Raw genomic sequence first — 4,878 nt, forward strand, 5'->3', positions numbered from 1 at the left:
CGGACGAGACCCCCGCGACGACGCCGGTGTCGATCTCGAACTGCTGCACCCACCGGCGCACGGACTCCTGCGAGACCCCGAGCGACTCGGCGACCTGGGCTCTGACGGCGGTCTCTGACGAGTACTCCGAACGGTGCTGTGTCACCATCCGCACAGCCCTGGAACGAACTTCGTGGTCAATCTTGCGTGGCACCTTGCCATCCTCTCGTGTCGCTCAGAAAAGAGCGGCAGAGAACCCGGGGCGCTTCACGGACTCGAAGATCCGGTTCACGACCGTCAGCGTGCTCTCCCCGAGCCGGATCGCCCATTGCTGGCAGCGTTCGGCGTCCCAAGCCTGATATGGGCCGCCAGCGGGCTGGTGGGCGTCTAGGGTGCGGTATTCGTTGACGGTCTGGGGCGGGAACAACACGTGGGAGGCGACCCGTTCCCCGCGCCGGAACACTTCAACTACCCGGTCGGTGACTTTCAGATCAACGCTCTGCCGCACCAGGGTGTAAGGGACGGAGTAGAAGTTCCTCGCCCAGACCACATGCCCGTTCCTCTGAACCTTCCGCCCGTGCGCCCACCGCGACAACTCGTAACTAACCTGCGGCAACGGGCGCAGCAACGGCTGCTCCTCCGAGGCGAACACCACCGCCCGAGACCCGGGACGTTTCTGGAACGGCTCCCCGTTGTAAGCGGCGACCTGCTGGCGCACCGCCTGCTGCAGCTCGGGAAGCGTCGCGAACTGGCGATCCCGCAGCATCCCGATCACCCACGTCGCGACGTGAGCGACCGTGTTCTCCACCGACGCCTTGTCTTTCGGCCTGCGCACCCGACCCGGCAGCACCGCCGCCGAGTAATGCGCCGCGAGCTCCCGGTACGCCTCGTTCAACACCACCTCGCCCTCCCGCGGATGGTGGAGGACACCGGTCTTCAAATTGTCCGGCACGATCCTCGGCACCGTGCCGCCGAAGAACTCGAACATCGCCACGTGCGCCGCAACCAGCTCTCCTGCCGCATATCCAGCGTCGCCTCCACGAACGCATACCGGGAAAACGGCAAACACCCCACGAACAAGAACACCGTCGAAACCACGCCGCCCGGATCGACTAACTCCATCGTCTTGCCCGACCAATCGACCTCTACCGTCGCGCCGGCCTTATGCAACACCCGCGACCCGGCCCCCACGACATCAACATGATGGGCGTACCCCTTGCAGAACCGGTCGTAACTCATCGCCGCACCACCCTGCCGCTCGCAGGCACCCAGATACTCGGCGTGCAGCAGCTTCAACGTCACCCCGACCCGGGCCAGCTCCTTATGCACCCGCTCCCAATCCGGGAGAACGAACACCGGCTCGTGCACCCCACGACCCGGGAACACCCGCGCATACACCTCAGCGTCATCCAGGCTGGCGAGGTCATCCCAGCTGAGCCCGGCAGCGTCAGCCGCGTCGAACACCGCCAAAACGCTCTTCCTGGACATGCCATGCGCCTCGGCGATCACCCGCCCCGTCATGCCCTCAGCACGCAACTGAAGAACCAGCCGCGCCTTAATCCTTCGAACCATTCGTCAACCACTTTCTGCCGCACACCGATCGAAGTGTGCACGACAGAACGAGCCTGACAGGGTGGCCCCAACCCAACGATCAGGTGGCCCCAAACGCGAATATCCGCCCACTCACCGACTGGCCCCCAAGCGCAATATCACCGGCCCCTAAACGCGCGAATATTCAGCTGGGTGAGTGCTTCGAGTCGTGTGGTTTGGGCTGGGGTGTGGTTGGTGCGGGTTTGCTGGTTCCGGATCCATTTCGCGAGTCGCCGTTCGACGGGATCGTTGCGTGCTGCCTGGGGTAGCCGGTGGTGTTCTCTGATGAACGCTTCGACGGCGTCGGCGGTGGCGTTCCAGAGTTGTTCTCGGAGGGTCTGCTGCCATCCTGGCAAGGTGTCGTCGAGGTACGCCTGGCGGGTGGGGCTTTGGGGTGTGGTGCGGCAGTCTCTGAGCCGGTCGCCGAGCCGGGCTATTTCGGGATCGGGGGAGTCTTGGCTGGGGAAGACGCCACGCTGCTGCCGGTACCTGGCGATCGCGTCGATGCGATCGCGGAAGATCCGGTCGTGATGCCGCCAGCCTGGCGCGACCCGGTCAAGATAGCCGATCCGGTCCGCGAGGTCCGAGCTGGGCCTGTACGAGTTGTACGCGGTCCGGCGCGCGGCGCTGTGCCACCGGTGCAGGGCGGTCTCGACCGGATCGGAGGTGTTCGGGGAAGGCCAGCGTTGATGCAACCGGTAGAACGCTGCAAGTGCGTCGGCACGTTCCTGCCAGGCCTCGAGCGGGGTCGTCACGACTCGTCACCGGTTTGATTCGTGCTCTGGTTGGCGAGCCTCGCAGACAACCTCGGCATCGATTTCGCCGTTCTGCTCAGCAACGACGGACACTGCCGTTCCTTGGATACGAAGGATCCGGCAGGCGGCAGTGCCGCCTGCCGGTGGCGTGACCGACACGCTCGGCGTGGTCGTGCGGGGATTCAGCTCAGGTGCGTATGCCCAGTCAGTTTCATCCATGTTCGTGTTGAACCCGATCGGCTCGGCAGCATCAACGGTTTCCATGTACTTGATCTGACTGCCCGACTTCGACGCCGAGGCTTCGTACAGGAACCGGCTGGCTTCCTCCTGAGCCGCTGAGCAACCAGCCAACGCCACAACAGCAGCAGCGATCATCACGGACGCAACCCGAATCTGAAGCTTCATCCTCCAATAGTCATGGTTGCTCACGGGGAATGCATCCGACCACGGGTTCAGGCGTATACCTCCCAAGGATGATCTGCTCCCGTCGGGCGCCCCAACACAAGACCCCCTGAATGCCCGGGAGGGACGGTCATGCCCGGTTTGGGGGAGCGACGGACAGTGGCCGCCGCCGATGGTTCAGCCCTCGGGTTCGGGACTTTAGAGGTCATTTCAGAAGTCGTCGGGCGCAGGTGATGGCGATGGCGAGGGTCGCGAGGGCGGTGATGGTTTCGGCGGTGCGGTCGTAGCGGGGGACTTCCGCGATAACGGTCGTGTCGGTCACAGCCACCTTTCGGTCAGGCCAGACCCCACCCACCGTTATCGCGGAAGTCCCAAGCGCACCCGGGCATTTGGGCGCGCCTTGGGTGTGAGGTGGGGGAGTGGGGAAGGGGTTACCGTTGATCGTGGCCCCGCTTTCATTCAGGTGCTGATCGGGCCCTTGCGGGGCTGCTTCGGTGGTTGTCGGCGATTTCGGCGTCGGCAGCCACCGCACTCGACGGACGCGGGGTCGCCATGGCTGTGCGCGGGTGAGCTCAACGGTGCCGGCGCGGGGCCGGCGCTGTGTTTGTCCCGGCCTGCCTTCGGCCGGCCGGGTGTGTTGAATCGTCCTGACTTTCTGGCCGGTCTGACGTGGTGCACCGGCTGAAAAGGCAGGGCGGTTCAGATTGTCGAGATTCGGACAATACGGACGTTACGCCAGTTGCACTTATTGGTCAGCCTCGGTGCACACCATCACAGGCCCCACGCCCGGTCATGGGATTCGGGTCACCGGGTGCCCGTGGGCCGGGTACGGCGGCGGCGCAGCAGCAGCCCTCCGAGAAGCGCGAGGAGCAGGCTCGCAGTGATCGCGGGTGCCGGGTCGAACCCGGTCTGCGCGATCGCACCGGCCGGCGTGGATGGCGTTGTGGGGGTGGCGGGTTCGGGAATGACGGTGAATGCGACCTGGGTGGTGGCCGTGCCTGCGGTGCCATTCAGCGTGAACCCGAGCGTCGTGGTGCCCGCCGTCGTACCCGACGTCAACGTCGCCGTGTACGTCCCATCACCGTTATCCGTGACCCCGCTGAGGGCGCCCAGGGTGTTGGACATCGTGACCGTGTCACCACCAACCCCGACCGGGTTCCCGTTGCTGTCAAGCACCGTGACCGTCACCAACGAGGTGGATGTTCCGTCCGCGGGAATACTGCCCGGTGCCGCCGTGATCGTGGAGGTGGTCACATCCGGGACACCCGCGGTGAACACCACAGTCGCGGTGTCCGTACCCTGGACCGTGTTCAGCGTGAACCCGAGCGTCGTGGTGCCCGCCGTCGTACCCGACGTCAGCGTCGCCGTGTACGTGCCATCACCGTTATCCGTGACCCCGTCCAGGGTGCCCAGGGTGGTGGACATCGTGACCGTGCCGCCACCGAACCCGACCGGGTTCCTGTTCACATCAAGCACCGTGACCGTCACCAACGAGGTGGATGTTCCGTCCGCGGGAATACTGCCCGGTGCCGCGGTGATCGTGGACGTGGCCGGATCCGGGGCACCCGGGGTGAAGAGCACCTGGGTGGTGGCCGTAGCCGGGACCGTGTTCAACGTGAATGCGAGGGTCGCGGTGCCCGCGGTCGTCCCCGACGTCAACGTCGCCGTGTACGTCCCATCACCAACACTCGTGACCGCACCGATGGTGCCCAGGTCAGTGGTGATCACGACGAAGTCACCACCGACCCCGACCGGGTTCCCGTTCACGTCCCGTGCCGTGACTGTCACCAATGACGTGGATACCCCGTCTGCGGGGATCGTGGCCGGCGCCGCGGTGATCGTCGACGTGGTCTCATCCGCGATCCCCGCAACGAGCTCGACCTGGGTGGTATCSGCACCTGCRGTGCCGTTCAACGTGAACCCCACCGTCGCAGTCCCCGAGACCGTCCCCGCAGTCAACGTCGCCGTGTACGTCCCATCGCCTACATCCGTGACCCCGCCCAGAGTGCCCAGGGTGGTGGACATCGTGACCGCCGCGCCACCGGTCCCGACCGGGTTCCCGTTGCTGTCGAGCACGGTGACGGTGACCGTTGAGGTGGATGCTCCGTTCGCGGGAATCGTGCCCGGTGCCGCGGTGATCGTGGACGTGACC

The 4,878-nt window shown here is 65.5% G+C and carries 5 protein-coding genes; all 5 read right to left on the reverse strand.

Features of this window, described 5'->3' with window-relative positions:
- Positions 1 to 214: 214 nt before the first annotated feature.
- The 5 genes from AC1DZA_RS19970 to AC1DZA_RS19990 all read right to left on the reverse strand — a co-directional run bounded on the left by AC1DZA_RS19970 (position 215) and on the right by AC1DZA_RS19990 (position 4,865).
- Entirely contained in the window at positions 215 to 967 is a 753-nt protein-coding gene (locus AC1DZA_RS19970; RefSeq protein ID WP_476774074.1) for a Mu transposase domain-containing protein, read from the reverse strand.
- Positions 916 to 1,551, reverse strand: a complete 636-nt coding sequence (locus tag AC1DZA_RS19975) for a hypothetical protein (protein WP_476774075.1) — start codon at positions 1,549 to 1,551, stop codon at positions 916 to 918. Before AC1DZA_RS19975 ends, AC1DZA_RS19970 begins: the two co-directional genes overlap by 52 nt.
- A 137-nt stretch (positions 1,552 to 1,688) precedes the next feature.
- On the reverse strand, positions 1,689 to 2,324 hold the full coding sequence (locus AC1DZA_RS19980) for a hypothetical protein (protein WP_476774076.1): 636 nt from the start codon (positions 2,322 to 2,324) through the stop codon (positions 1,689 to 1,691).
- Positions 2,325 to 2,330: 6 nt separating this feature from the next.
- Positions 2,331 to 2,729 carry a hypothetical protein gene (locus AC1DZA_RS19985; protein WP_476774077.1) on the reverse strand — a complete coding sequence of 133 codons (399 nt, stop codon included), beginning with the start codon at positions 2,727 to 2,729 and terminating at the stop codon, positions 2,331 to 2,333.
- Between the two features lie 801 nt (positions 2,730 to 3,530).
- Positions 3,531 to 4,865 carry an Ig-like domain-containing protein gene (locus tag AC1DZA_RS19990; RefSeq protein ID WP_476774078.1) on the reverse strand — a complete coding sequence of 445 codons (1,335 nt, stop codon included), beginning with the start codon at positions 4,863 to 4,865 and terminating at the stop codon, positions 3,531 to 3,533.
- Positions 4,866 to 4,878 lie beyond the last annotated feature (13 nt).

The sequence above is a fragment of the Agromyces sp. P2_B3 genome (assembly GCF_056404815.1).

Coding starts and splice junctions, on each gene's coding strand:
- AC1DZA_RS19970 (WP_476774074.1), bottom strand. CDS start 967: ATGTTCGAGTTCTTCGGCGGCACGGTGCCGAGGATCGTGCCGGACAAT.
- AC1DZA_RS19975 (WP_476774075.1), bottom strand. CDS start 1,551: ATGGTTCGAAGGATTAAGGCGCGGCTGGTTCTTCAGTTGCGTGCTGAG.
- AC1DZA_RS19985 (WP_476774077.1), bottom strand. CDS start 2,729: ATGAAGCTTCAGATTCGGGTTGCGTCCGTGATGATCGCTGCTGCTGTT.